The sequence below is a fragment of the Brevibacterium sp. UBA7493 genome (assembly GCF_002479565.1).
GTDB lineage: Bacteria > Actinomycetota > Actinomycetes > Actinomycetales > Brevibacteriaceae > Brevibacterium > Brevibacterium luteolum.
Map to the genome: position 1 here is coordinate 1 of NZ_DLOD01000014.1, position 26360 is coordinate 26360.

General features: G+C 65.8%; 20 protein-coding genes. 15 read left to right on the forward strand and 5 right to left on the reverse strand.

Going from position 1 to position 26360, the window contains the following annotated elements; translation table 11 throughout:
• A partial coding sequence (locus tag B4E96_RS08085; protein ID WP_286957099.1) for an MBL fold metallo-hydrolase occupies nucleotides 1-490 on the forward strand: 490 nt, incomplete at its 5' end.
• Between the two features lie 3 nt (nucleotides 491-493).
• Here the strand turns inward: B4E96_RS08085 and B4E96_RS08090 are convergent.
• Entirely contained in the window at nucleotides 494-1126 is a 633-nt protein-coding gene (locus tag B4E96_RS08090) for a PH domain-containing protein (RefSeq protein ID WP_286957101.1), read from the reverse strand.
• 322 nt (nucleotides 1127-1448) lie between these two features.
• Between B4E96_RS08090 and B4E96_RS08095 the strand changes: the two genes are divergently transcribed.
• The 4 genes from B4E96_RS08095 (at nucleotide 1449) to B4E96_RS08110 (ending at nucleotide 7929) form a co-directional block, all read left to right on the forward strand.
• On the forward strand, nucleotides 1449-3275 hold the full coding sequence (locus tag B4E96_RS08095) for an ABC transporter family substrate-binding protein (RefSeq protein WP_286957102.1): 1827 nt from the start codon (nucleotides 1449-1451) through the stop codon (nucleotides 3273-3275).
• Between the two features lie 104 nt (nucleotides 3276-3379).
• On the forward strand, nucleotides 3380-4921 hold the full coding sequence (locus tag B4E96_RS08100) for an ABC transporter permease (RefSeq protein ID WP_286957103.1): 1542 nt from the start codon (nucleotides 3380-3382) through the stop codon (nucleotides 4919-4921).
• Entirely contained in the window at nucleotides 4918-6129 is a 1212-nt protein-coding gene (locus B4E96_RS08105; protein WP_102162731.1) for an ABC transporter permease, read from the forward strand. The genes B4E96_RS08100 and B4E96_RS08105 overlap by 4 nt, the downstream gene beginning before the upstream one ends.
• A 9-nt stretch (nucleotides 6130-6138) precedes the next feature.
• Nucleotides 6139-7929, forward strand: coding sequence for an ABC transporter ATP-binding protein (locus B4E96_RS08110; RefSeq protein ID WP_286957106.1), 1791 nt, complete (start codon nucleotides 6139-6141; stop codon nucleotides 7927-7929).
• Nucleotides 7930-8341: 412 nt separating this feature from the next.
• Here B4E96_RS08110 and B4E96_RS08115 read toward each other — a convergent pair whose 3' ends face one another.
• Complete coding sequence (locus tag B4E96_RS08115) at nucleotides 8342-9580, reverse strand: S1 family peptidase (RefSeq protein WP_286957108.1); 1239 nt, start codon at nucleotides 9578-9580, stop codon at nucleotides 8342-8344.
• Nucleotides 9581-10022: 442 nt separating this feature from the next.
• Nucleotides 10023-11264 carry a S1 family peptidase gene (locus B4E96_RS08120; RefSeq protein WP_286957109.1) on the reverse strand — a complete coding sequence of 414 codons (1242 nt, stop codon included), beginning with the start codon at nucleotides 11262-11264 and terminating at the stop codon, nucleotides 10023-10025.
• Nucleotides 11265-11535: 271 nt separating this feature from the next.
• On the opposite strand from B4E96_RS08120, the gene B4E96_RS08125 reads away from it, so the two are divergent.
• The 6 genes from B4E96_RS08125 (at nucleotide 11536) to B4E96_RS08150 (ending at nucleotide 19209) form a co-directional block, all read left to right on the forward strand.
• Entirely contained in the window at nucleotides 11536-11700 is a 165-nt protein-coding gene (locus B4E96_RS08125; protein ID WP_165883195.1) for a hypothetical protein, read from the forward strand.
• 101 nt (nucleotides 11701-11801) lie between these two features.
• Nucleotides 11802-13106 (forward strand): histidine kinase, encoded by a 1305-nt coding sequence (locus B4E96_RS08130; RefSeq protein WP_102162727.1) that lies wholly within the window; start codon nucleotides 11802-11804, stop codon nucleotides 13104-13106.
• On the forward strand, nucleotides 13093-13800 hold the full coding sequence (locus B4E96_RS08135) for a response regulator (protein ID WP_102162726.1): 708 nt from the start codon (nucleotides 13093-13095) through the stop codon (nucleotides 13798-13800). Before B4E96_RS08130 ends, B4E96_RS08135 begins: the two co-directional genes overlap by 14 nt.
• 138 nt (nucleotides 13801-13938) lie before the next feature.
• A complete protein-coding gene (gene typA, locus B4E96_RS08140; protein ID WP_259798241.1) occupies nucleotides 13939-15843 on the forward strand; it encodes a translational GTPase TypA in 1905 nt (634 codons plus the stop codon).
• 7 nt (nucleotides 15844-15850) lie between these two features.
• Complete coding sequence (locus tag B4E96_RS08145; RefSeq protein ID WP_286957111.1) at nucleotides 15851-17341, forward strand: PIG-L family deacetylase; 1491 nt, start codon at nucleotides 15851-15853, stop codon at nucleotides 17339-17341.
• Nucleotides 17342-17490: 149 nt separating this feature from the next.
• The gene (locus B4E96_RS08150) at nucleotides 17491-19209 is read left to right on the forward strand and encodes a VanW family protein (RefSeq protein WP_286957112.1); all 1719 of its coding nucleotides are present in this window, start codon (nucleotides 17491-17493) and stop codon (nucleotides 19207-19209) included.
• Between the two features lie 66 nt (nucleotides 19210-19275).
• On the opposite strand, the gene B4E96_RS08155 is transcribed toward B4E96_RS08150, so the two are convergent.
• Nucleotides 19276-20427 (reverse strand): ring-opening amidohydrolase, encoded by a 1152-nt coding sequence (locus tag B4E96_RS08155; protein WP_286957114.1) that lies wholly within the window; start codon nucleotides 20425-20427, stop codon nucleotides 19276-19278.
• A 282-nt stretch (nucleotides 20428-20709) separates the two neighbouring features.
• On the opposite strand from B4E96_RS08155, the gene B4E96_RS08160 reads away from it, so the two are divergent.
• Nucleotides 20710-22098, forward strand: coding sequence for a uracil-xanthine permease family protein (locus B4E96_RS08160; protein WP_170273912.1), 1389 nt, complete (start codon nucleotides 20710-20712; stop codon nucleotides 22096-22098).
• Between the two features lie 19 nt (nucleotides 22099-22117).
• Here B4E96_RS08160 and B4E96_RS08165 read toward each other — a convergent pair whose 3' ends face one another.
• Nucleotides 22118-23266: a GNAT family N-acetyltransferase gene (locus B4E96_RS08165; protein WP_286957116.1), complete on the reverse strand. Its 1149-nt coding sequence runs from the start codon at nucleotides 23264-23266 to the stop codon at nucleotides 22118-22120.
• Between the two features lie 101 nt (nucleotides 23267-23367).
• Here B4E96_RS08165 and fdxA point away from each other — a divergent pair, with 101 nt between their 5' ends.
• From fdxA to B4E96_RS08180, 3 genes are all read left to right on the forward strand, one after another.
• On the forward strand, nucleotides 23368-23694 hold the full coding sequence (gene fdxA, locus B4E96_RS08170; protein ID WP_170273914.1) for a ferredoxin: 327 nt from the start codon (nucleotides 23368-23370) through the stop codon (nucleotides 23692-23694).
• Between the two features lie 6 nt (nucleotides 23695-23700).
• Nucleotides 23701-24834 carry a succinyldiaminopimelate transaminase gene (gene dapC / locus B4E96_RS08175; protein WP_170273915.1) on the forward strand — a complete coding sequence of 378 codons (1134 nt, stop codon included), beginning with the start codon at nucleotides 23701-23703 and terminating at the stop codon, nucleotides 24832-24834.
• Nucleotides 24835-25052: 218 nt separating this feature from the next.
• Nucleotides 25053-26339 (forward strand): citrate synthase, encoded by a 1287-nt coding sequence (locus B4E96_RS08180; protein ID WP_102162717.1) that lies wholly within the window; start codon nucleotides 25053-25055, stop codon nucleotides 26337-26339.
• The last annotated feature ends 21 nt before the right edge of the window (nucleotides 26340-26360 follow it).

A 26360-nucleotide genomic window follows, 5' to 3' on the forward strand; every position in this document is an offset into this window, starting at 1 on the left:
GGGGCCCGCCGATGCCGCCCACGTCACCGATGTGCTCACCACCCACCGGCACTGGGACCACGTCCGCGCCCTCAAGCCGATCACCGAGCGCTACGACGCCCGCACCGTCGCCGGCGTCAATGACGCCGAGGCGATCACCGAGGAGTCCGGCCAGACCATCGACCAACCGGTCGCCCATGGTGAGACCCTGTCCTTCGACGGCTTCGAGCTCGAGGTCATCGAGCTGCGCGGGCACACACCCGGATCTGTCGCGTATGTGCTGCGCGATTCCGGGGGAGAGGCCGTCATCTTCTCCGGCGACAGCCTGTTCCCGGGCGGCCCGGGCAAGACATGGAGCAGCGAGGATTTCGCCTCGCTTATGGACGACCTCGAGGAGCGGATCTTCGGGCAGTTCGGCGACGAGGCCCACGTGCTGCCCGGCCACGGTGATGCGACCACGATCGGTGCCGAGCGCCCGCAGATCCCTCAGTGGCGCGAGCGCGGCTGGTGACGCTCAGCGCACCTGCAGGTAGATGACCGCCGCTGCCGCCCACGCAGCGGTCAGCAGCAGCGCGGCGACGACACCGGTGTTCCACCGACGCTGCGGCGCCGTGTCTTCGAGCACCGGATCGGTGAGGAATCCTCTCTGCTTTAACTCGGCGTGGTAGTCGACGACCGCAATGATGAGCGGATTCGCGTTGTCGCGTGCACGCGCCCCAGCCGAGGCACTCGGCGGCATCTGCCGGGAGGTCGGAACAGCGCGCTTCATCGCCCGCGGCATCGCCCACGCGGATTCGTTCGTCCCCCAGCGCGTCGTGACGGCCAGCCCGTACCGCAGATCGAATTTATCAACCGCCGGCCAGGGGATCGGTGTCGTGCGCAGAATGTTGACGAAGGTCATTCCGGCAGGGGAGAGGTCGACGCGCGGGTGCCAGTACAGCGCCCAGATGAGTGCTGCACCGAAAGCGGGGACACCTATCAGCGCCAGGGCGGTCAGCGGCGGGAACTGGTAGACGATGCTCACAGCTGCAACAACAGCGACGCCGATGGCAGTGCCGGCGAGGACACGGGAGCCGGCCGGGCGCAGAGTGCCCTCCTCGGGGAAGCTCGGTGGCCCGGAGCTCTGGCGATTCAGCAGCGAGAACATGGCCTCCACCCTAATCGAAAGCCAGCGCGGTTCTGCGCTTGCAGGACACGCAGAACCTCGCTGCCGGCACCTCAGAAGACCCGCCTCGGGAAGGGTCGGACGATGCAAGTTCATACAGTGATCTGCACAACATGCACCCCACCATTCATCGACGTCTCAAATCGGTAACGATAGGCGTTATTTCCCGGATTGTGGACTCCGTCACAGGCTCCGGTGGCCTAGCTTTGGTTGCAATCCACACTTCACTCATGAAGTGCTCACCTGGCAGTCATGATTGTCATGCTGTCAGGTGAGATTGCGATTACCGATAGAAGGAGACGACGTGAAAAGAGGCATTCTCACCGCAGCAGCCGGTGTGGCGGCGTCAGCACTGGTGCTGTCCGCGTGCACACCGCCCGGTGACGGTGGTACCGGCGGCAACGGAGGTGACGGCGGCAACGGCGGTGGCGGCGAAGTCAGCGTGATGTGGAACCAGCCGTTCTACTCGATGAACAACAACACTTCCGCCACCAACAACGTCACGAACGCCAATGTCGTGTACATGATGAACGAGGCGTTCAAGTACTACGACGAGAACCTGGAGCTGCAGGACAACACCTCGTTCGGCACGGTCGAGCAGGTGTCCGAGGATCCCCTCAAGGTCAAGTACACCTACAGCGACAACGCCAAGTGGTCTGACGGCACCCCTGTCGACGCCGCGGACCTCGTGCTCGCCTGGGCTGCTCGGAGCGGCAACTTCAACACCACCGAGGACGCAGAGCGCGACGACGAAGGTGTCGTCGAGGACGCCGGCGGCGATGTCTTCTTCGACGCCGCAGAGCCGGGCCTGGCATTGATCAAGGACTTCCCGGAGATCTCCGAGGACGGCAAGGAGATCACCTTCGAGTACACGAAGCCCTTCGCCGACTGGGAGACCAACCTCACCATCGGTGACTCCGGCGTGCCTGCACACATCGTGGCCAAGAACGCCCTCGACACCGGTGACGCCGAGGAAGGCAAAAAGGCCATCCTCGACGCAGTCGAGAACGAGGACAAGGAGAAGCTGGCCAAGGTCGCCGAGTTCTGGAACACCGGCTACAACATGACGTCGATGCCGGAAGATGAGGATCTGCTCATCGGCACCGGCCCGATGAAGATGACCGACTTCAAAGAAGGTCAGTACCTGACCCTCGAAGCACGTGACGACTACGAGGGCGATCGCAAGCCGCAGCTCTCGAAGATCACGGTCCGCTACAACGAGGATCCGATGGCCGCCGTTCAGGCACTGGAGAACGGCGAGGTCCAGCTCATCAACCCGCAGTCGACCGCTGACGTCCTCCAGGCCGTCGAGGCCATCGACGGTGTTGAGAACAACACCGCCGACGGTGCGACCTACGAGCACGTCGACCTGACCTTCGACAACAACGGTCCGTTCGACCCGGCTTCCTACGGTGGCGATGAGGAGAAGGCCAAGCAGGTCCGCGAAGCCTTCCTGCAGTCGATCCCGCGCGGCAAGATCGTCAACGACATCGTCAAGCCGCTCAACGATCAGGCTCAGATCCGTAACTCGTTCACCCAGGTTCCGGGCTCGCCTGACTACGACACGATCGTTCAGGGCTCGGGCATCGAGGACACCTACGGTGAAGGCGATGCTGAGAAGGCCAAGCAGATGCTTGAAGAGGCCGGCGTCGATGAGGCTCCGAAAGTCCGCCTGCTGTACGCGAAGGGCAACGCCCGTCGTGAGCAGGAGTTCCAGCTCATCAAGGAATCGGCTGAGAAGGCTGGCTTCGAGGTCATCGACAACTCCTCCGAGACCTGGTCCGAGGACCTGGGCAACGGTGAGTACGATGCTTCGCTGTTCGGCTGGCAGTCCACCTCGACCGCTGTGACTGAGTCCGACGCGAACTTCCGCACCGGTGGTCAGAACAACTTCGGCGGATTCGCCAACGACGAGGTCGACAAGCTCTACGACGAGCTCCAGACCGAGACCGACCCGGCACGCCAGGCTGAAATTCTCGGCGAGGTCGAGAAGATCCTGGTCGATGAAGGCTTCGGCCTCACGCTGTTCCAGTTCCCGGAGGTCGTTGCGTACTCCGATCAGCTGCAGAACGTCAAGCCGATGACCGTGTCACCGACCATGTTCTGGAACTTCTGGGAGTGGCAGATGTGAGGTAGAGGTCCTCTTCACTGAGACCTCTTCAGCTTTAACCGGCGGGGGTGCCGGCACCTGGCACCCCCGCCTCACCCTGTTCCACGACCCTCACGGGAAGACCAATGATCACATATCTCACCAGGCGATTCTTATCGGCTGCACTCGTCATGCTCGTCGTGACGTTCCTGATGTACATCCTGATCGACCTTGCGATCGATCCCCTCGCTGATCTGCGCACCTCCACCTCGCCGAACGCGGCGCAGCTGATGGAGAACCGCGTCCGCAATCTCCAGCTCGACGTCCCCTCACCTATCCGTTACTTCTGGTGGCTCTCCGGCGCCGCTGGCTGCCTCATCGGCCAATGCGACCTCGGATCTTCGTGGCTCTCGGGCCAGGCCGTGACGAGCATGCTCCAGGGCGCGATCATCAACTCCGTCAAGCTTGTCTTCGTCGCCACCTTCGTGTCGATCCTCCTCGGCGTCACCGTCGGCCTCATCTCGGCTATCCGCCAGTACACCGGCTTCGACTACGCCATCACCTTCATCACCTTCCTGCTCTACTCGCTGCCCGTGTTCTGGGTGGCCGTGCTCCTCAAGCAGTACGGTGCCATCGAGTTCAACAACTTCCTGCGCAACCCCGAAGTCAACTGGCTGGCACTCGCCGTCCTCGCCCTCATCGCAGGCGCGTTCTGGATGGGCGCCATGGGCGGCACCAGCCGACGGCGCATGATCAACTTCGCAGCCGGCACCATCGTGACCTTCGGCCTGCTGGCATTCCTGTTCGGAACCAACTGGCTGCTGCAGCCGGGCATCGGACTCATCGGCGTGACAGTGACGTCACTTGCCGCAGCCGTGCTCGTCACCCACCTGTCGACCGGACTGCACAACAAGCGCGCACTCTACGCCGCACTGACCACGGCTGTGCTCGGCGGCGTGTTCTACTACGCGATGCAGTGGTTCTTCTACTTCGTCCCGGCCAACTGGTTCATCATCATCGGCCTGCTCGTCGTCGCGATCGCCATCGGCATCGGCGTCGGCTACGCATGGGGCGGACCGGACAAGAGCGCCTCGGCGCGCACCGCCGCAATCGTGGCGATCATTGCCTCCCTGCTCGTCTTCATCGACCGCAATATGCAGGTCTGGGCCGGCTACTCCAACCTGCCCCAGATCCGCGGCAGGCCGATCGCCACCATCGGCGCAGCGACGCCGGGCATGCAGGGTGACTTCTGGTACCAAACCGTTGACAGCTTCACCCACCTGCTGCTGCCGTCAATCGCCCTCGTGCTCATCTCGTTCGCGACCTACACCCGCTACTCGCGCGGTTCGATGCTGGAGGTCATGAACCAGGACTACATCCGCACCGCCCGCGCCAAGGGCCTGACTGAGCGCACGGTCATCATGCGCCACGCACTGCGCAACGCGCTGCTGCCACTGGCCTCGATCGTCCCGGTCGACATCATCACGCTCATCGGCGGTGCCGTGCTGACCGAGACGATCTTCGGCTGGGCCGGCATGGGCAGAATGTTCGTCGACTCGCTGAGCAAGGCGGATATCGACCCGGTAATGGCCTATATCCTCATCACCGGCATACTCGCTGTCGTCGCGAACATCGTCGCGGACTTCGTCTATGCCATCCTCGACCCACGGATTCGGGTGAACGCATGACTACCTCACTTCCAGATCCCTCGAAGCACGAGGACACACACACTCTCGAAGGCGACAACGCCATCGAGGCCCAGGAAACCGCCGGCCTGTCGCAGGGCCAGATCGTCTGGCGCCGGTTCATCCGGCACAAGGGCGCCATCGCCGGCCTCACGATCGTGCTGCTCATCGCGATCCTGGCGTACTCGTCAGTGGGCGTCGGCCCGATTCCCGGCTGGTGGATGTTCAACCACTACAACACCAATGACGTCATGAACGGCGGTGCGCCGACATGGCAGCTGTCGAACATCTTCTCGCTCGGTGAGCATCCGTTCGGGCAGGATGATATCGGGCGTGACAACTTCGCCCGCGTCATGAAGGGCATCCAGATCTCCATCATGGTGATGCTCGTGATGGGTGCGCTCTCGCTCGTCGTCGGTGTTCTCATCGGCTCGCTGGCCGGTTACTACCGCAAACGGATCGACGATGTGCTCATGCGCATCACCGACCTGTTCATCACCCTGCCGGTCATCGTCGTCGGTGCTGTGCTCGGTGTGCTGGCAGGCAAGTACTCTTCGCCGCTGCTGCTGGCGATCTGCCTGGGCCTCATCCTGTGGCCAGGTCTCGCCCGCCTCGTGCGCGGTGACTTCCTGTCCCTGCGCGAACGCGAGTTCGTCGACTCGGCCCGCGTGGCCGGTGCCAGCGACTTCCGCATCATCTTCAAGCACATGCTGCCCAACGCGATGGGCGTCATCATCGTCAACACGACGCTGCTCATGAGCCAGGCGATCGTGCTGGAGACCGCGCTGTCGTTCCTCGGCTTCGGTGTCACCGCACCGGACGTCTCGCTCGGCCAGCTCATCAACGAGTACCAGAGCTCGTTCTCCACCCGCCCGTGGCTGTTCTGGTGGCCGGGTCTGTTCATCATCGTCATCGCCCTGTGCGTGAACTTCATCGGCGACGGCCTGCGCGACGCATTCGACCCGCGTCAGAAGCGCATCCCGTCGAAGAAGGAGATGCTCAAGGCACAGGTCCGCAAGCCCGAGCGCACCGAGGAGGAGGCAGCCGCGGCTGTCACCACCGGTGCCGGTGCAACCGGCATGCCGTACGCCGAGAGCGCTCCGGCCGAAGGTCCGGACCGGCCCGGACCGGCCGGCACGGTCAACACCCACGAGGATCCGGGTGACAACAGCCCAGGCGGCGTGGATGACACTGACGGACCGAAGCACTGAGGGGCTGACATGACTGAACACACGAAAGACGCTGCCCCGATCCTCTCGGTGCAGGACCTGGGAGTGAACTTCTGGGTCGGCGGTGAATGGTTCACCGCTGCAGAGGGCCTGAACTACGAGCTGTACCCCGGTGAGGTGCTCGCCATCGTCGGTGAGTCCGGCTCGGGCAAGTCGCAGTCGTCGATGTCGCTCATCGGCCTGCTGCCCAAGAACGGCCTGGCCACCGGCAGTGCGAAGCTCGACGGGCGTGAGCTCGTCGACATGCCGATGGCGCAGATGCAGCGCATTCGCGGCAAGGAGATCTCGGTGATCTTCCAGGAGCCGATGACCGCGCTCAACCCGGTCTACACCTGCGGCTTCCAGATCGTCGAGACGCTGCGCACCCACTTCGATATGGGGCCCTCGGCTGCCAAGGAGCGGGCGCTGGAGCTTATGCGGCTCGTCGACATCCCGGAGCCGGAGCGGCGTTTCAACTCGTTCCCGCACCAGCTCTCGGGCGGTCAGCGCCAGCGCATCATGATCGCCCAGGCCCTGGCCTGCGATCCGCGCCTGCTCATCGCCGATGAGCCGACCACGGCACTCGACGTCACGGTGCAGGCGGAGATCCTCAAGCTCATGCGCGACCTGCGTGAGCGGATCGACTCGGGCATCATCCTCATCACCCATGACATGGGTGTCGTCGCCGATATGGCCGACCGCATCCTCGTGATGAAGAACGGCCGGGTCGTCGAGACCGGCACCGCCGATGAGATCTTCTACAACCCGCAGCACCCCTACACCAAGCAGCTGCTTGACTCGGTGCCGCACCTGGGTGAGAAGGAAGAGCACGTCTTCGGCGACTCCGTCGAAGACCTCGAAGAGGCGGCCACGCCTGAGCCGGCCGAACGCGACTGGGTGCCAGCCGACATCACGCTCGACTCGACTGAGACGATCGTGCACCCGGATGAGAGCTACGACCCGACCGAGACGCCGGCGCTCAAGCTCACGAACGCCGCGATCGAATACCCGAAGATCGGCCGCACGCCGGCCTTCCGGGCCGCCCACGACATCAACCTGTCATTGGCTCCCGGCGAGGTCGTCGGCCTCGTCGGCGAATCGGGTTCGGGCAAGTCGACGATCGGCCGTGCCGCACTCGGCCTGCTGCCGGTCGTCGAGGGCTCCCTGGAGATCAACGGCACCGACATCACCGGCATGAGCAACCGCCAGCTGCGGCCGCTGCGCCGCGATGTCGGCATCGTGTTCCAGGATCCGGGCTCCTCGCTCAACCCGCGGCTGCCGGTCGGTGAGTCGATCGGCGAGCCGATCTTCCTGCACGAGAAGCTCAAGGGACCAGCGCTCAACCAGCGTGTGGAGGCACTGCTCGACTCCGTCGAGCTGCCGACCTCGATGCGTAACCGCTACCCGCATGAGCTCTCCGGCGGTCAGCGTCAGCGCATCGGCATCGCCCGTGCACTGGCGCTGCAGCCGAAGCTGCTCATCGCTGATGAGCCGACATCGGCACTCGACGTGTCCGTGCAGGCCAAGGTGCTGGAGCTGTTCCAGCAGCTGCAGCGCGAACAGGGATTTGCCTGCCTGTTCATCTCCCACGACCTCGCCGTCGTCGAGATGCTGGCCCGCCGTGTGGCCGTCATGCGCCACGGCTACCTCGTCGAGGTCGGCAACTCCAGCGACATCGTCGCCGACCCGGTGCACCCGTACACGCAGCGCCTGCTCGCTGCTGTGCCGGTGCCCGATCCCAATGAGCAGCGACGTCGCCGCGCAGCCCGCGATGCGATGATCTCCGCCACCCGCGAGGACTGAGCCGCACGCACCGCGCACGAAGCGGAGAGAGACCGACTGGTCTCCCTCCGCTTTCGTCATGGCTGAAACGGTGCCAGACAGGCTGGCAGCGCTCACCATGCACCCGCTGGGCGAGCTGGCCCGGCACCTCAGGACACCGTCCGCACCGCGCTCAGGCGACCACCGCCTCGGGCGCGGTGCGCAGGGGCACACGGGCCCAGGCGCACATGCCCGGGCACACGGCATCGGCACGCACTTCAGGAGCACCGGGGGAGCAGGCAGCGGTGCTACCCCTGCCAGCGCATACAGACGACGCCGGGGCGAAGCTGCTGCTCCGCCCCGGCGCCGCGGGCTGTGAACCCTACCTTTGTGAGTATCCCCCGTGCGTCACCCCGCGAGGGAACGGGGAACCGTCAGATGAGAGACGACATTCTCATCTCTTGTGGCCGTACTCCAGGTTGTAGTAGTCCAGTGCGTCGGGCACCGGCTGGAAGTTCGAGGATCCGTCGACGTAACCGCCGTTGAAGCCGCAGTCCTGTCCGGCAGGTCCACCGGAGGTCATGCCCACGGCCTGGTTGCCGGCGGTGTAGGCACCACCGGAGTCACCGGCAGCGGTGCACACGGTCGACTCGCCGAGTCCGGAGACCTGGGCGACGTCGCGGCCCTGCGAATCGGAGTAGTTCACCGTGGCGTTGTAGCCGGTGATCTCACCGCAGGTGACACCGGAGGTCGCACCGGTGCGGCACAGCTCGGTGCCGATCGGGGCCTGCCAGGCGCCTTCCTCGGCATTCGTGATGCCGTGGTTCGAGCCGTAGGTGTTGGCCTCGGTGCTGACCTCGTTGCCGTCGCCCAGCACAACGTATCCGATGTCGCGGTCCGGCTGGCCGTCGTAGGACTTGAAGGCGGTCTCACCGTGGGAGCCGAAGTCCTGGCCCTCAACCGTGAAGCTGTCCTGGTCCTCGATGCAGTGACCGGCCCACACCATCACGTGGTTGCCCTCACCGTCGGTGGCCGGGAAGCCGGCCGAGCAGTAGCCGCCGCCCAGGCCGATCTTGTCGCCGCCCTTGGCAGTGGCGTGCAGTTCGTTGCGCTCACCCTTCTGGACCTTGACGGCGTTGCCGTACTCGGCAGCCTTGTCGAGCACGGCGGTGTCGGCCTTGGTGTCGGTGACGGTGACGACGACGGCGTCGTCAGCGATGTGCGGGGCGACGGAGACGACACCGGCGTCATCGGCGGCGAGCTTCGAGAGCGCATCGGCGATGTCATTGAGCCTGCTCTCGCCGTTGGCGGCGTCGCGGACCTCGAAGCCGGCGGCTTCAGCGGCCTTGGCGGCCTGCGAACCGGCCGGGGCCTGGAGGACGAGCTTGTTCTCGTCGTTGAAGAACGCGCCGTCGTAGGTGTTGCCGGCCTGCACGAGGTCGTAGTAATCGTTGTTCTGCGTGAACTGCGCCTGCAGGTGGTCCTTCTGGGCCGCGACCGTGCGGCCCGAGGATTCGGCCATGATCTTCAGCTCCTTATCGCTGAAGTCGGCCTCGACCTTCTTGACCTCCGGGGACTTCTGGATGGCCGTGTCGGCCGCCCCGCCCGGTGCTGCGAGAGCCGGCATCGCCGCTCCCATTCCTGCAAAGGCCAGCGAGCCGACGAGGGCCGCGTGGACGAACGTGCGTTTCACGAGTTTTCTCCTTGTGAGAGTCGTTCAGGTTGGTGCTTTCACTCTTCCGAAATCTCACGGGTGCCGATATTGCGCCTTGGTCAAAAGGCGATGGACTTACGGCGTAGCGCTCCGCTCCCGAGGCGGTGGGCACCGGGTGCCCTCAGGCTCCGGTGACCGTGTGGTCAGCCGGTATTCAGGTTCGCCAGCCCCGACCCTGCGCGGCGGACAGCCGGCGTTCAGACTCTGCTACGACGTATGGCCATCCGCCCTGCCGATCGTCGTAGGGGACCGGTGCTTGCCGCCAGAAGTTTTTCTGCGGTCATGGGTGTCTGGTGTCTTTCGGGCACAGAGAAGCGCTGGGACGAATCATGCGATTCGTCCCAGCGCCCCGGGTCACCACACCCGTACCTTTGTGAGTAGCTGCCTCCGGTTCAGCCCTGCGGAGGCCCAGGGGGATCGATCAGCGGTGGCCGTAGCGCAGACCGTAGTAGTTCAGCGCATCCTGCACCGGCTGGAAGTAGGAGGAGCCTCCCATATATCCGCCGTTGAAGCCGCAGCGCTGGTTCGACGGTCCGCCGGAGGTCATTCCGACTGCGTATCCGCCGGCGGTGTAAGCGCCGCCGGAGTCACCGGGAGCGGTGCACACCGAGGAGGTGCCGAGACCGGAGACCTGGGCCACCGAGCGGCCCTGGTTGTCGGAGTAGTTGACCGAGGCGTTGTAGCCGGTGACTTTGCCGCAGGTGACACCCGAGGTTGCGCCGGTGCGGCACATGTCGGTGCCGACCGGAGCCTGCCAGGCCCCGCGATCGGCGTTGGTGATGCCGAAGTCCGAGCCGTAGGTGTTGACGCTCGTGCTCACCGAGTTGCCGGCGTTGACGTAGATCGCTCCGATGTCGCGGTCGGGCTTGCCGTCGTAGGGCTTGAAGGCGGTGGCTGCGAAGGTGCCGAAGGTGCTGCCGCCGACGGAGAAGTTCTGCTGACCTTCGACGCAGTGACCGGCCCAGATCATGACCTTGGTGCCGCCGGTGGTCGAGGCCGGGAAACCAGCCGAGCAGTAGCTGCCGGGCACGGAGACCTTGTCGCCGCCGCGGGCGGTGGTGTGCAGGATGTTGCGCTCGCCTTCGACGACGGTGACGGCGTCACCGTACTCGGCGGCCTTGTCGAGCACAGCGGACTTCGCATCGGCGTCGGAGACGGTGATGACGACGCGGTCGTCGATGATCTCCGGGGCGATCGAGGCGATGGCTGAACGGTCTCCATCGACCGAGTTGAGGGCATCAACGATCTCGTTGAGCTTGCTCTCGCCGTTCTGCGGGTCGCGGACCTCCAGGCCCTTTGCCTTCGCGGCCTTGGCCTCTGCCGAACCGGCGGATGCCTGGACGACGAGCTCATTGTCCTCATTGAAGAATGCGCCGTCGAAGTCGTTGCCCTTCTGTGAGAGCTCGTAGAGTTCGTTGTTCTGCTCGGCCTGGGCCTCGACGTACTCGCGCTGTTCGCCGACAGTGCGGCCTGAGGACTCGGCCATGATCTTCAGCTCTTTGTCGCTGAAGACCGGGTTGACCTTCTGCGCCTCCGGGCTTTCCTGGATGGCGGTGTCTGCCGTCTTGAGCGGTGCCGGGCCGGCTGCCGCGGGCAGTGCAGTTCCCACGCCGGTGAAGGCGAGTGCTCCAATCAGCACAGCGTGGACCAAGTGTCGTTTCACTGTTCTCTCCTCTGAGATGACCAATTTGGTGCGTCTAACCTTTGCAACACCCAAGGTGCCGCGCTATTGGACCTTGGTGCCGTGAGCTAAGCCGAAAGGGGTAGCTATGCGCGGGTCGGAATGCCTTTTGGGTTCAGCTGAGAGGGAGCGTGTGTTGCAGCTTTGCTCAGAATCCGCCGTTTCCACACAGGGCGCGGTCATCATGTTCGGTCTATGAGATACGACGAAAGTCGTATTGGCTCAGGTCACGCGAACGGGCATGATTGGGGTCATGAAGAAATCGCTCGGCCTGACGCTCGCGGCAGCTGTCATGCTGTCGTTCGGCACTGTTGCTCCTGCTGCGGCTGTGCAAGCAAAGCCCTCACCTGATTACCCGAATATCTGCCTGGTGTGGAAAGTCAAGATGCTCTGCTCGAACGTGAAGCCGAACGGTTAACGCTGAAGAGTCTTCTTTGTCGTGCACCTGCTAGTCACACGGCCGGTGCGCGGCTTTTTGAGTGTCCGAAGATGGCCGTAGCGAAGTAGTACCATCAACGAATGGCTGACGTACGGGAGAACCTGCCCTTGATTCGTCGCTTGAGTTCGCGCACCCAACTCGGGCAATTCGGTGTCCCTGTTCTGCTGGCGCTCCTGCTCGTGGGGCTGGGGATCATGGATGCGACCCAGGTTGAGGCCGCTGAGTTCCCGTTCATCCCGCTTTCCCTGCTTGGCATCGGCATGCTGACGATCCCATTTTCACCGTGGATCATGGTGGCCACTGTGGGTTTTGCAGGTGCCTACCTCATCGTCACGGACACAACGTTCCTGGGAATCGCCAGCCTGCTTCTGCCGGTCGTCGTTGCCTATTTCGTCGCTCGCGGTCTCGTCAAACACGCATTCGCGCTCGGCATCGTGTTCCTTGTGGCCGTCATGGCCCCAGGAGTCCGCAGTTACGACGCCTCAGTTTTTGTGTCCTCGTTGGTGTTCTGGACCATCATTCTCGTTTTGGCTCTCGGTGCTGGTGGATTTATTCGGTTCCTGCTTCGGCGCGAGGAAGCAGCCGTCGAACAGAACCAGAAGGCGCTTGATGAGCTCAGCGACCAGCTTTCGCGTGACCTCCATGACTCGGTCGGGGGAGTGCTGACGCGCGTTTCTCTGCTAGCCCAGCAGGCGCGCGCGAGTGGTGGGGACAAGGCGGCTGAGAATCTCGATCTCATCGTCGCCGAAACCCATGCCGCCAGCAGTGAAGTCCGTCTGCTGCTTCGGCGTCTCCGAGACGTCGACGACATGATCCGCGGCGACGGCGCAGCCGAGCCTGGGTCTGACGTCCCGCGTCCGGCCAAGAAGCCTTCGGCAGCTGCACGCGCCAGCGATCCTGTCATCGCGCATGGCCCCATGACGGTTCGCCAGCTGTTGCGGTCCTACTCCGACCGGCTGCGGGTCTACGGCTTCGCTGTCGAGAGCGCTGTCGAACCGCAGGCGTCCGAAGCCCTGGAGCAGTACGTGCGGCTGCTCGGCCGACTGCTGGACGAGAGCATCCTGAATACGATCAAGTACGCCTCGCCGGATGAGCCGGTGCACGCGGTCTTCACGCGGTCGGAAACGCACGTCAAAGTCGTGCTCAGCAACACCGAATCTCCCGAGGGCAATCCGAACCCTGCCGACAGCTCGGGTCTGGGCTTGGCAAATTTGGCCCGCGATATTGAGGCTGCAGGGGGTATCCTGACTACTGGCCGGTTGACACCGCCGGTCGTCGAAGGCGCTGAGGCCACGGACTCGCAGTGGCAGCTCTGCGTCGAACTCCCCGCAGCACCAGCCGGGCAGCCCACGCCCCACACGGAGGTACCGAGTGACAATCGTTGAGCCCTACGACCGCATCAGGGTCATCGTCACCGATGACGATGCTTTCACTCGAGACGCCATCGCCGAACTGCTCGGCAACGACGCCGCCATCAGCGTTGACTCCACATTCTCTGACGGAGCAGAGATGCTCGCCGCCGTCGAACCGCTCGGCCGCGAAGCTGTCAAGAACATCGATGTCATCCTCTGCGACATCTCGATGCCCGAGGTCGGCGGCATCGAGGCGACCCGCCGCCTGCGTGCCGCCGGCGTACGCGTGCCGATCATCCTGCTGACGTCCTTCGACAGCGAAGAGAACCTCATCCAGGCGCTTGCCGCAGGTGCCAACGGCTACCTCATCAAGACTGCCGATGTCGTGCAGATCCGCTCGGCGATCGACGCCGTGCTCAGCGGCACCGCCGTCATCTCCCCGGACGCCGCAGGCTTCGGCGCCACCATCACCCACGAGCCGGCAGCCTCTGCCAACCCGGCAGAGGAGATGGCCCAGCTCGGTCTGACCGACCGTGAGGAGGGCGTGCTCTACCTGCTCTGCCAGGGACTGTCGAACCACGAGATCGCACGCAAACTCGACATCCGCGAAGGCACCGTGAAGGTTCACGTCACCTCGATCATGCGCAAGTTCAACGTCCGGTCCCGGCTCGAACTCGTCGTCGAGGCTTTCAACTCGGGAATCGTCTCACCCGAAGGGGTGCACTGAGCTTCTTCGAGTGCAGGGCACGGGCTTGCGGGCCCCTATAATGGTGTGTTGGGTCAGAGCCCGTGAAAGGTGCGCGGAGACTTCGCCCGCCTGTGCTCCCACCGGGGCGCGGGCCGCACACAATTCTTGAGGATGTTGATGACAGAACACACCGCACGCCGCCTCGATCGCCGCAATATCGCGATCGTCGCCCACGTTGACCACGGCAAGACGACCCTGGTCGATGCGATGCTCAAACAGACCGGAGCGTTCGGCGACCACGGTGAAGTGCAGGACCGCGTCATGGACTCCGGTGACCTGGAGCGCGAGAAGGGCATCACGATCCTGGCGAAGAACACCGCCGTGCGCTATTCAGGACCGTCGGCCACCGACGGCCCGCTGACCATCAACGTCATCGACACCCCCGGCCACGCCGACTTCGGCGGTGAGGTCGAACGCGGCCTGTCCATGGTCGACGGTGTCGTGTTGCTCGTCGACGCCTCGGAAGGACCGCTGCCGCAGACCCGGTTCGTGCTGCGCAAGGCGCTGGCGGCGAACCTGCCCGTCATCATCGTCATCAACAAGACCGACCGCGCCGATGCCCGCATCGCCGAAGTCGTCGACGAAGCCCAGGACCTGCTGCTGGGCCTGGCCAGCGACCTGGCAGAAGAACAGCCTGACCTCGACGTCGACGCCGTGCTCGACGTGCCCGTCGTCTACGCAGCCGCCAAGGTCGCCCGCGCCTCCCTGCGCCGGCCCGCCGACGGCGATGTGCCGGACAACGACGATCTCGAACCGCTGTTCGCCACCATCCTGGAGCACATCCCGGCACCCGCCTATAACGACGACGGAGTGCTGCAGGCACACGTCACCAACCTCGACGCCTCGCCGTTCCTCGGCCGCCTGGCACTGCTGCGCATCTACGGCGGCACCCTGAAGAAGGGGCAGCAGGTCGCCTGGGCCCGCGGCAGCGGCGACATCGGCCAGGCCAAGATCACCGAGCTGCTCGAGACCAAGGGTCTCCAGCGCGTCCCGGCCGAGGAGGCCTCAGCGGGTGACATCGTCGCCATTGCCGGCATTCCCGACATCATGATCGGCGACACCATCACCGATCTGGAGGATCCGCGCCCGATGCCGGCGATCGAGATCGACGAACCGGCGATCTCGATGACCGTCGGCATCAACACCTCGCCGCTGGCCGGCCGCGAGAAGGGCACCAAAGTCACCGCCCGTATGGTCAAGGACCGACTCGACTCCGAACTCGTCGGCAACGTCTCCCTGCGCGTGCTGCCCACCGAGCGCCCCGACACCTGGGAAGTCCAGGGCCGAGGCGAACTCGCCCTGGCCGTGCTCGTCGAGCAGATGCGCCGCGAGGGCTTCGAGCTCACCGTCGGCAAGCCGCAGGTCGTGACTCAGGAGATCGACGGCGTCCTGCACGAACCGGTCGAGCAGATGACGATCGACGCGCCCGAGGAGCACCTGGGGGCGATCACCCAGCTCATGGCCTCCCGCAAGGGCCAGATGGAATCGATCAGCAACCACGGCACCGGCTGGGTGCGCATGGAATTCCGGGTCCCGGCCCGCGGCCTCATCGGCTTCCGCACCCGGTTCCTCACCGAGACCCGCGGCACTGGCATCGCCAACTCGCTGTCAGCCGGCCTCATGCCGTGGGCGGGGGAGATCACCTTCCGCACCACCGGCTCGCTGGTCGCCGACCGGGCCGGTTCGGTGACCCCGTACGCGATGCTCAACCTGCAGGATCGCGGCAGCTTCTTCGTCGAGCCGACTTCCGAGGTCTACGAAGGCCAGGTCGTCGGTGAGAACTCCCGCAATGAGGACATGGACGTCAACGTCACCAAGGAGAAGAAGCTGACGAACATGCGCTCAGCTTCGGCGGACACCTTCGAGAACCTCACCCCGCCGCGGGCACTGACCCTGGAGGAGAGCCTCGAGTTCGCCAACGACGACGAGTGCGTCGAAGTCACGCCAACCCACGTGCGCATCCGCAAGGTCGTGCTCGACCAGAAGGAGCGTCACAAGATCATCAGCCGCAAGAAGAACTGATCACTGCATGAGAGCCACCCAGACCCTTCCCGCAGCACAGGCGCGCGTCCTCTTCGTCCACGCCCACCCCGATGACGAGTCGATCATGACCGGTGGGACGATGGCCGCGCTTGCCGCCTCCGGCGCCCACGTCGCCCTCGTCACCGCCACCCGCGGTGAGGGCGGTGAGGTGATCGGCGAGCTGCGGGAACGGCTGGAGGGCAACCGGGCCGAACTGGCAGCTCACCGGGAGCAGGAGCTCGCCCGCGCACTCGAGATCCTCGGGGTCAGCGACCATGCCTTCCTGGGCGACGGTGAGCGCGGGGGAGCAGATGAGCGCCTGCCTTCCCGCCGGTTCGAGGACTCCGGGATGGCCTGGGGTCCTGACGGTCACGCTGTGGCACCGGATGACATGGTGCCCGAGGCACTGTGCGCCGCCCCGGTGAGCGAAGCCGCCGGATACCTCGTCAACGTCATTCGCCGGGTGCGTCCGCAGCTCGTCATCACCTACTCCAGTGGTGGCGGCTACGGCCACCCCGACCATGTGCGGATGCACGAGGCGACGGTCGCCGCCTGCCAGCGGCTGGAGGGCACCGCTGACGAGGCGGCTGCACTGCTGTTCTTCGACACCCCTGCCGACGCGGCCGCCGACGCCTTCGACCCCCAGGCTCCCGGCTTCGAGCTCACCGGCTTCGCCCCGGCCGCATCGATCCCGACGATCGCCGCCGAGGCGCCGATCGCCGTCGCCCAGGACGTCGACGCCTTCATCGGCGCCAAGAGCCTGGCGATGGCAGCCCACCGCACCCAGATCACCGTGGCCGGGCAGTTCTTCGCACTGTCCAACGGGATCGGCCAGAAGGTCATGGATATCGAGTGCTACACCGACGCCGCCTACCCGGGCCCCGGACCGGCACCGTATGCACCGGTCGACAATGTCCTCGATGCCGTCATCGTGCCTGTTGGGACTCACGCCTACCCGACCCCGGCCGGCACCGGCACTGACGATGCGAACGCAGCCGCCGCCTCGGGCGCGGGTGGAGCAGCCGGTGCGGCGAGCACCGCCGGAACCGGAGCGGCGACAGCTGCCGGAGCCGGAGCGGCGAGAGCTGACACTGAGTCTCCGGGGCGTCCGAAGACCAGCGCGGCAGCGATCATCCACGCGATCCTCGTCGGGCTGCTCATCGGCGTGCTCGGCTCCTTCCAGCACCTCAACGCGACCGCCTGGGAGCTCGGCGGCCAGCAGATCATCGCCCCGTGGGGCCTGGCTCTGGCGCTGGCGCTGAGCACGGCGGGCATGTGGCACATCGCCGCGCTGTACCGGTCGACATCGCTCATGGTGCTGTGTGCGGCGGTCATCTGCATGGTTTCGTTCCTGTTCACACAGCAGGGCCTGCTGCCCGGGGCCGACCTCATCGTCGCCGCGTATCTGCGCTCGATCGTGTGGCTCGTCGCCCCGATGGGCATCGCTGCGGTGCTCGCCTTCACGCTGCCGGCGCTCAAGACTCCCAAGCGGTCATGAGACCGGCGGTCCGGCCGGAAGCTGAGACCGAACTGTAGCAGGATTGTCACCCGGTGGCCGCAGGTCAGGGCATGGCCACTGGCTATAGTTGGGAGCGGATTCCCACCAGCTCCGGGCCGCTGCCCGGCCGACTCTCGTGAAGTGACACCATGGCCTCTGACACCACTCCGGCGCGCGGCCGCCGCACGACGATCATCGTCATCGTCGCCGCCGTCCTCGCCCTCGCCGCTGCCTATGTGGCAACGGCGTTCTTCGCCTCCAACGGCATGCCGCGTCACACGCAGGTCGCCGGGATCGACGTCGGCGGGATGTCCGAGGCCGAGGCGAAGCGCACCCTCGATGAGCAGCTCGCCCCGCGTGCCGAGGAGCCGATCGAGATCACCGCAGAGGACAACTCCGCGAAGATCGACCCGGCTGATGCCGGGATCGTCCTCGACACCCAGGCGACCGTCAATCGCGGTGCTGGCTTCACGCTCAATCCGGTGCGCATCTACGAGCGCCTGTTCGACGACAACGTCATCGACCCGGTCATCACCGTTGACGAGGCGAAGAAGTCCGTCATCGAGGAGGTCGGTTCGGAGATGTCGACCGAACCGGTCGATGCGACGCTCGCCTACGACGAAGACGGCAAGCCGAAGGTCACCGACAGCAGCGACGGCACCATCGTGACCGCCGATGCGATCCGGGAGACGATCGATGCCTCCTGGCTGCGCGAAGACCCGCCACTGGCGGTGACTGCGCAGAAGAAGGAAGCCGACATCACCACCGCTGAGGCGGAGAAGGCCCGGACCGATATCGCTGAACCGGCCATCAGCAACGACATCACGGTCACCGCCGACCCCGGCGACCATGAGGATGTCCAGGGCGGGACGCTCACCGTTTCCCCGGAGACCGTGTCGCAGACCCTGGAGTTCGAGCCAAAGGACAGCGACCTGACACCGGTCTTCGACGCCAAACGGCTCAAGCGGCTCGCGCTGTTCGAGAGCCCGCAGGTCGGCCAGGAGATGAAGAACGCCAGCTACGAGATCGTCGACGGCAAACCGAAGGTCGTGCCGAGTGAGAAGGGCATCTCCGTTGACGAGAAGGAATTCGCCGACGCCGTGCTGCCGGCGCTGACCTCCGATGATCGCACCGCCGAGGTGACGCTCACCGAGACCGATCCGGAGTTCTCGACTGAGGACGCCGAGAAGGCCGATGTCGACACCGTCATCGCGAAGTTCGCCACCCCGTACAACTCCGAACCCAACCGCGACACCAACCTGCGGGTGGCCTCGAAGAAGGTCTCGGGCACCGTACTGCTGCCCGGTGAGCAGTTCAGCCTCAACGAGACCCTGGGCAAGCGCACAGCCGCCAACGGCTACAAGCCTGCCGGCGTGATCTCCGAAGGACAGATGAAGACCGACTTCGGCGGCGGTGTCTCCCAGGTGTCGACAACCTTGTTCAATGCCGCATTCTTCGCCGGTCTCGATCTCGATGAGCATCGCGCGCACTCCCGGTACATCTCCCGCTACCCGGAGGGCCGGGAGACGACCCTGGACTGGACGTCGATCGACTTGAAGTTCACGAACAACACCGACAAACCGATGGTGCTTGACATGTACCTCAAGGGCGGCGAGGTCCACGCCCGCGTCTTCGGCGTCAAGACCGTCGACGTCGAAGCCGATGCCTCCAGCCGGTTCGCGTTCACCTCGCCGAGCACTGTGACCGAATCGGGCCCCTCCTGCTCACCGCAGTCACCGCGGGAAGGCTGGTCGATCACGATCTACCGCACGATCAAGGACCACTCGACCGGCAAGGTCGTGAAGAAGGACGACTTCACCACCGTCTACCGTCCGGTCAACCGCGTGCAGTGCAAGACGGACAGCTGAACGACCCTGAGCACAGCCGTGCCCGGCACCGGAATCACGGTGCCGGGCACAGGCATGGTGAGCAGGTCAGCCGGTGAATGTGTAGCCGCTGGGTTCCTCACCCAGGTCGATGATCGCAGCGACCGGCCCGCCGCCGTCAGGGCCCTGATGGGCGGCTGATACCGAGACGAACACGGCAGGATCGCCGGTCACCGCGGCGGTGACGCCGCCGACTGCGGCCTTGATCTGCCGGTGCCAGTGGACATCGGAGTCATCGAGCATCGCGTTGCGGCGGCCGAGCACCGTGCCGTCCTGGCTGGCCTCGCACTTGAGGAACACGTTGACGAGACGGCCGCCGAGGTCGTCGCGGTGCGGCCGATCCGGCAGGTCGAGGCCGGCATCGGTGATCGCATCCCAGATCCCGTCGGCATCGAGCGCATGATCCATGACCCCGTGGCCGATCCTGAACCGGCCGCCGATGCCGGGCGCATTGCCGACGACGACCACCTGCGCGCGGTCGAGCTCGACACCGGAGGAGCACGAGGCGACCGCGGAGTACTTTGAGCGATCCCGCATGACATCGTCATCGGTGATGTCGGTGGCCTCGCCGAGCGCCTGGGCGATGCCGAGGGCGGTGGTGCCGTTGGAGACGTCCATCGACGTCAGCGTGTCCTCGGTGAAGACGTCGTGACCGCGGGAGCGGGCATCGCGGATCGTGTCGATCGTCAGCAGCGGGGTCTTCGTCTGCACATAGTGGACATCAGCGGTGTCGGTGATGCCGGCGCGCTCCATCGCCGCGGTGACGGCATCGGCGACCTTGTCGATCATGCCGGTGCGGCCGATCTCCTCCGGCAGAATCGGCTCGCTCATCGCGAAGCCGACCGACAGCCGCTTGTCATCGACACCGGCGGCAGCGCCGTGGCTCGGGGTGTCGGTCGCGTCGGTGGTGGCGAAGATCGTGGCATGGGGGCTGATGACGCCATCGGTGCCGCCGGACCAGACGATCGGGATCTCCTTGACCTGCTCGGGCGGAGCGCCCTTCTCGATAAGCGCCTCACGGAAGGCGCGGTCGGCGATGATGCGGGTGTAGTCGTTGACCCCGCCGTTGCCCTCGGTCTTGCCGATGATCGCGATGACGCGGGAGGCGTCGAGGACACCGTCGTCGATGAGCTTCGTCATCTCCGAGGCGTCGGAGACGCTGTGCAGGGGGACTTTCCGGACTTCGATCGGCTGTGGCATGTGGCTGCTCCCAACAGAGTGTCGTTCCCACCCGGCGGGTGATGCCGAGAGGCTGTTATCGACTGCGCACCGGCGCGCGGCGCCGTCACCGCAGTCCCTGAGTGCCACTCACTGTACTGAGCGAAATGTGGGGCAGAACACGTCAGATTGCGCCAAGCGGCACCGCGTCCATTCGGCAGAAAGTGCTGTGTCAGCCCTGCGGTACATGCACCTAGCGTGATGTGACACACGACACGTCCCGTCGGCAGGCAGAGTCGCCGGCCGCCGCGCCCGAGGAGAGCTATGCCCGCTGCTGAGCCAGAGATCACCCCGCGCTACCAGATCAACGAGATGCCGCCGCTGGGCGAGGCGGTGCTGCTGGGCATCCAGCATGTGCTCGTCATGATGGCGAGCAATGTCACCATTCCCGTCATCCTCGCCACTGCGATCGGCGCGACCACCGGTGAGACCGCCTTCCTCGTCCAGGTCGCGCTGCTCGTCGCCGGGCTCACCACGCTGCTACAGACGATCGGCATCGGGCCGATCGGCTCTCGGCTGCCGATCGTACAGGGCACGAGCTTCGGCTTCCTCGTCGTCGCCATTCCGCTGGCGCAGAGCTACGGGATCGCCGCCGTGTTCGGTGGTGCGATCTTCGCCGGTGTCGTGCAGGTGATCCTCGGGATGAGCCTGCGCTGGCTTAAGGCCCTGTTCCCGCCGCTCGTCAGCGGCATCGTCGTCCTCGTCATCGGCATCGGACTGCTGCCCACCGGCATGGCGCTCTACGCCGGCGGCAGCGGCTCACCGACCTTCGGTTCGTGGACAGACCTCGGCCTGGCCAGCCTGGTGCTCGTCGTCATGCTGCTGTTCTACCGCTTCGGCCGGGGCATCATCGGGGCGGCCTCAGTGCTCCTCGCCCTCATCGTCGGCTACCTGGCAGCGATCCCGGCCGGTCGGGTCGACTTCAGCGATGTCGCCGAGGCCGCATGGTTCGCCTTCCCCGCACCGCTGAAGTTCGGTCTGGACTTCCCCGCCGCTGCCCTCATCGGCATGGGTGCGATGGCGATCGCCACCTCCGTGGAGACGATCGGGGACCTGTCGGCGATCACCAAGAGCGGTGCTGGACGAGACGTGACCGACAAGGAGCTCTCCGGCGGCGTGATGGCCGACGGCGTGGCGACCGCGTTCGCCTCACTGTTCTCCGCCCTGCCCAACACCTCGTTCGGCCAGAACGTCGGGCTCGTCGCCTTCACCGGCGTCATGAGCCGGCACGTCGTCTCGATCGGCGCCGGGTTCCTCATCCTGCTCGGACTGCTGCCGAAGTTCGCCGCCGTCATCGCCGTCATGCCCTCGGCTGTCATCGGAGGAGCGGCGGTCGTGATGTTCGGAATGCTCATCGGTGCTGGCATCAAACTGCTGGCCGAGACTGCCCTCGACCGCCACGACATGCTCGTCATCGCCGTGTCGATCGGCGTCGGGCAGGGCTTCGCTGCCGTACCTGATTCGGTGGCGCTGTTCCCCAACACCATCGCCGTGCTGCTGACCTCCGGCATCGTGCCGGCGGCCGCGCTGGCCGTCATCATGAACCTCACACGCCCCAAGCCGGCCCGCGGCGGTCACCTCGACATCGATGTGCCGATGAGCGAGAAGTCCGATCCGCTCGGCGACGACGGCACACACGCGCCGCCGCGCTGAGCCTGCAGACGGCCGGTGCTCATTCGGCCTGGAGGGCGAACCAGTGCCGGTGATGCTCCCGGGCGCCGAGACCGCGCATGAGCGTGACCGCTGCTTCATTGGAAGCCGGCACATCGGCCAGCAGCGAGCGGATGCCCTGCTGGCCGGCTGCCGCGGCCGCGGCCTGCACGAGTGCGCGTCCGACTCCGCGGCGGCGCGCGCTGGGGTGGACGATGAGATGGGAGATCACCGCCCAGCGGTGGGTGAGCGCGACGCGGATCGTGCCGATGAGCTGCGGCCGGCTGGCCTGCGGCTGCCCGCCGGGCTGGGCGGAACCAGCCGTCCCGGACTGGGCGGAGCCGGCGGTGCCGGGCAGCGGACCGGTGATCGCTGAGAGGATGAACATCTGCTCAGCTGAGGTCATGAGCGCAGCGAAGGCCGAATGGCTCTCGCTGCCCTCCGGATGCCCCCAGGCCTCATATTGCAGTCCGTGCGGGGCATCCGAGCGCACGATCGACAGCCCAGCCGGGGCCGCGGCGGCGGGATCGGCGAGCCCAGCGGCCGCCTCGGCGGTGGCGACGGTGAGCGCCAGCTGCGGTTCGGAGGGCACGAAGCCGGCATCGCGGAACAGCCCGGCGGCCTCCCGGCAGGCGGCGGCGAGCTCTGAGGAGTCGGCATCGGAGTAGATCTGCACAGCAGCAGGCAGCCCGTGCTGGCCGTACCACTGGGAGACCATCTCGAGCGCCTCAGCGGTCTCGACACCGGGCGGATCGAGGGGGAGCGCGGAGTTCGCCGCCTCCTTCCCAGCCCCGCCGGCAGCCCGCAGCAGCCAGCCGGACTGGACGAACGCCTCGGGCCCGGCCCCCTCATCACCGGCCACCTGCGCGGCATCCCGGTGCAGGTTGTCACGGTTGAGCCAGGTGACCTCCGGCGGCAGCCAGGCGTGGGCGGCGATCCGGCGCACATCGGCAGCCGAGACCACCTCGTGCAGCCGGCCCGTGCGCTGCGGCGCCGGCGGCACCTCATGGGCGAGGATGATGTCCTCCCGAGGCACGCGGACCGGTCCGCGCTTCGTCTCCACCGTCACGGAGTCCCCGTCGACGGCGCTGACCTGGCCGAGCGCATCGGTGGCGCCGGAGCCTGCGCGATACCGGAGGACAACCCGCATGCCGGGACGGGGTTCGAACATGTGTGACCTTTTCGACGGTGGTGTGCCAACCCTCCCAGCCTATAAGGGAGTAGTCTGGTGAGAGGACTTTTCGCATCGAAGCTGACTCAAGGAGACTGACCATGACGTATGTCATCGCACAACCGTGCGTCGATCTCAAGGATAAGGCGTGCATCGACGAATGCCCCGTCGACTGCATCTACGAAGGCGAACGGTCGCTCTACATCCACCCCGACGAATGCGTCGACTGCGGCGCCTGCGAACCCGTCTGTCCGGTCGAGGCGATCTACTACGAGGACGACGTCCCCGAGGAATGGGCCGACTACTACACCGCCAATGTCGAGTTCTTCGACGAGATCGGCTCACCCGGCGGTGCCGCCAAGCTCGGCAACACCGGTCTCGACCACCCGATCATCAAGGCGCTGCCGCCGCAGAACCACGACGAGTGAGAACCCATGTACGGACTCCAGCTGCCCGACTACCCATGGGACACCCTGACTCCGTACCGACAGCGCGCTGCCGCACATCCTGATGGCGTCTGCGACCTGTCGATCGGCACGCCGGTCGACCCTACCCCCGAGGTGATCCGCCAGGCGCTGCGCGAGGCCGCCGACGCCCACGGGTACCCGACGACCGCCGGAACCGACGCGCTGCGCGAGGCGATCGCCTGGTGGTCTGCCCAGTGGCGCGGCGTGACCGTCGATCCCGCCTCAGAGGTGCTGCCGACGGTCGGGTCGAAGGAGCTCGTCGCCTGGCTGCCGACGCTGCTCGGGTTGTCGGCTCAGGGGGCGTCCGGTCTAGAGCAGCCTGTGTCTGTCGCCTGCCCGGCGCAGGCCTACCCGACCTATGAGATGGGTGCCCGGCTGGCCGGCGTCGACTGCGTCCGTCTCGATGCCGCTGACATCCTCGCCGGTGCCTCTTTGGAGGGGATTGGGCTGTTGTGGCTCAACTCGCCGGGCAACCCGACCGGCGAGGTCCTCGACACCGACACCCTTGCCGCCGTCGTCACCCGCGCCCGCGAGGCCGGGGTCATCGTCGCCAGCGACGAATGCTACGCCCTGCTCAACTGGGCCGCCGACACCGCGGCGCCCTCGATCCTCGACCCGGCCGTCACCGGAGGAGAGCACACCGGGCTGCTGGCGGTGTACTCGATGTCGAAGCAGTCGAATCTCGCCGGCTACCGAGCGGCATTCGTCACCGGCGATGCGACGCTCATCGGCAACCTCACCAACGCCCGCAAGCATGCCGGGATGATCATGCCTGCCCCCATCCAGGCGGCGATGATCGCGGGCCTGCGCGACACTGCCCACGTGCAGGAGCAGAAGGCCCGCTACGCCGCCCGGCGCGCGGAGCTGCTGCCGGCAGCCGAGGCGTTCGGGCTGCGCATCGACCATTCGACAGCAGGGCTCTACCTGTGGGCCAGCCGCGACGAGGACTGCTGGGAGACCATCGCAGCGCTCGCTGACCTGGGCATCATCGCCGGGCCCGGCGCCTTCTACGGCGCTGCCGCCGGCCAGCACGTGCGCCTGGCGCTGACAGCGCCCGATGAGCGGATCGCGGCAGCCGCCGCACGCCTGCGGGAGGCCTGAGATCGAGGTGGCCACCGCCTCGGGAAAGGCCGAACACACCCGCCTGCCGCACGGTGGCGCGGGGCAGGGTACCAAGCCCAGGTGACAGGCCACCCCGATTTACCCTTGGCCTACCAAAGCCGGTAGTCTCTGATGTGACTGTGAAACAACACTCAGGTCGCTGTGAGCACTCCACGCTCGAATCCCCGGCCGGAGATCAGACATTTCGAGGAGTACATATGGCAGAGGATGCAGTACTGCACATCGACGGCCAGGAGGTCTCCCTCCCTGAGGTGACTGCCACCGAAGGCACGGAAGCTGTGCGGATCGGCTCATTGCTCAAAGACACCGGGAAGGTCACCTACGATCCCGGTTTCGCCAACACGGCCAACACCTCCTCGGCCATCACCTTCATCGATGGCGACGAGGGCATCCTGCGCTATCGCGGCTACCCGATCGAAGAGCTGACCGAGAAGTCGAACTTCATCGAGGTCTGCTACCTGCTCATCTACGGCGAGCTGCCCACCCAGGAGCAGTACGACGAATTCGACGCCCGGCTGCGTCGCCACACCCTCGTGCACGAGGACCTGCGCCGCTTCTTCACCGCCTTCCCCTACGACGCCCACCCGATGCCGATGGTGTCCTCGGCGATCTCGGCACTGTCGACCTTCTACCAGGACAACCTCTCCGTCTTCGACAACGAGCAGATCGACCTGTCCTCGATCCGGATGCTCGCCAAGATGCCGACGATCGCAGCGATGGCCCACCGCAAGTCCGAGGGCCTGCCGGTGATCCACCCGGACAACTCGCTCAACCTCGTCGAGAACTTCCTGCGCGTGAACTTCGGCTACCCGTCCGAGCCGTACGAGCTCGACCCGCTGGCGGTCAAGGCGATGGACCAGCTGTTCATCCTGCACGCCGACCACGAGCAGAACTGCTCGACCTCGACGGTGCGCCTGGTCGGCTCGGCACAGGCGAACATCTTCCAGTCGATCTCAGCAGGCGTCAACGCCCTGGCAGGCCCCCTGCACGGCGGAGCGAACTCGGCAGTTCTCGAGATGCTCGAAGAGATCCTCGCCTCCGACGACGGCGCGAAGTCCTACATGGAGCGGGTGAAGAACAAGGAGCAGGGCGTCCGCCTCATGGGCTTCGGCCACCGGGTGTACAAGAACTACGATCCGCGTGCGGCGATCATCAAGAAGACCGCCCACGAGATCCTCGAGCGCACCGGCGGCAACGACGAGATGCTCGAACTCGCCCTCAAGCTCGAAGAGATCGCGCTGGCCGACGACTACTTCGTTGAGCGCAGCCTGTACCCGAACGTCGACTTCTACACCGGCCTTATCTACAAGGCCCTCGGCTTTCCGACCGAGATGTTCACCGTGCTCTTCGCCGTCGGCCGCCTGCCGGGCTGGATCGCGCAGTGGCGTGAGATGATCAACGACCCGGAGACCCGCATCGGCCGCCCGCGCCAGATCTACACCGGCGAGCCGAAGCGCAGCTACACCGACATCAGCAAGCGCTGACACACGGTGCGTTGACAGCAG

Bases quoted from the DNA above. Each gene is read 5' to 3' on its own strand.
- B4E96_RS08090 (WP_286957101.1), bottom strand. From the start codon at position 1,126: ATGTTCTCGCTGCTGAATCGCCAGAGCTCCGGGCCACCGAGCTTCCCC.
- B4E96_RS08100 (WP_286957103.1), top strand. From the start codon at position 3,380: ATGATCACATATCTCACCAGGCGATTCTTATCGGCTGCACTCGTCATG.
- B4E96_RS08105 (WP_102162731.1), top strand. From the start codon at position 4,918: ATGACTACCTCACTTCCAGATCCCTCGAAGCACGAGGACACACACACT.
- B4E96_RS08110 (WP_286957106.1), top strand. From the start codon at position 6,139: ATGACTGAACACACGAAAGACGCTGCCCCGATCCTCTCGGTGCAGGAC.
- B4E96_RS08125 (WP_165883195.1), top strand. From the start codon at position 11,536: ATGAAGAAATCGCTCGGCCTGACGCTCGCGGCAGCTGTCATGCTGTCG.
- B4E96_RS08130 (WP_102162727.1), top strand. From the start codon at position 11,802: ATGGCTGACGTACGGGAGAACCTGCCCTTGATTCGTCGCTTGAGTTCG.
- typA (WP_259798241.1), top strand. From the start codon at position 13,939: ATGACAGAACACACCGCACGCCGCCTCGATCGCCGCAATATCGCGATC.
- B4E96_RS08145 (WP_286957111.1), top strand. From the start codon at position 15,851: ATGAGAGCCACCCAGACCCTTCCCGCAGCACAGGCGCGCGTCCTCTTC.
- B4E96_RS08150 (WP_286957112.1), top strand. From the start codon at position 17,491: ATGGCCTCTGACACCACTCCGGCGCGCGGCCGCCGCACGACGATCATC.
- B4E96_RS08155 (WP_286957114.1), bottom strand. From the start codon at position 20,427: ATGCCACAGCCGATCGAAGTCCGGAAAGTCCCCCTGCACAGCGTCTCC.
- B4E96_RS08160 (WP_170273912.1), top strand. From the start codon at position 20,710: ATGCCCGCTGCTGAGCCAGAGATCACCCCGCGCTACCAGATCAACGAG.
- B4E96_RS08165 (WP_286957116.1), bottom strand. From the start codon at position 23,266: ATGTTCGAACCCCGTCCCGGCATGCGGGTTGTCCTCCGGTATCGCGCA.
- fdxA (WP_170273914.1), top strand. From the start codon at position 23,368: ATGACGTATGTCATCGCACAACCGTGCGTCGATCTCAAGGATAAGGCG.
- dapC (WP_170273915.1), top strand. From the start codon at position 23,701: ATGTACGGACTCCAGCTGCCCGACTACCCATGGGACACCCTGACTCCG.
- B4E96_RS08180 (WP_102162717.1), top strand. From the start codon at position 25,053: ATGGCAGAGGATGCAGTACTGCACATCGACGGCCAGGAGGTCTCCCTC.